Origin of the sequence: Undibacterium hunanense, assembly GCF_014284335.1 — a bacterium.
In the GTDB taxonomy this organism is placed as follows: Bacteria; Pseudomonadota; Gammaproteobacteria; order Burkholderiales; family Burkholderiaceae_D; genus Undibacterium; species Undibacterium hunanense.
The window spans coordinates 1-300 of the sequence record NZ_JACOGF010000071.1 but is presented as its reverse complement, the minus strand read 5'-3'; the positions used below and the strand labels follow the sequence as shown (position 1 = coordinate 300).

Sequence of the window (300 nt, the reverse complement as noted above, 5' to 3'; positions counted from 1 at the left end):
CACCTGCACCCAGGCTCAGGAAGTTGGCGCCACGGCCCAGTGTCACGTCCAGTGCAGATTGCGCTGTCAGTGCACCAGCATCGATGGAAACACCAACTGTTGCGTTGGCAACGTTGACGTTGTCGATTGCACGGATGGTCAGACGTTCGATGTGGGTGGTGGTGTTCGCAGCCTGGTAGCTGTCAACCAGGGCATCAACGATGGTGTCATTCAACTGGATCTGGGACACTTGGGTGACTGCTGTGTCGTTGGTCAGTTCGATGTTACCGATGTTTTTGATGCCGTTGAAGTCGCCGATGG

1 protein-coding gene is annotated in these 300 nt (G+C 55.7%); it reads right to left on the bottom strand.

The window, feature by feature from the left end; translation table 11 throughout:
* Positions 1 to 300 (bottom strand): hypothetical protein (locus H8L32_RS28495; RefSeq protein ID WP_186951018.1); only part of this gene is annotated, 300 nt, incomplete at both ends.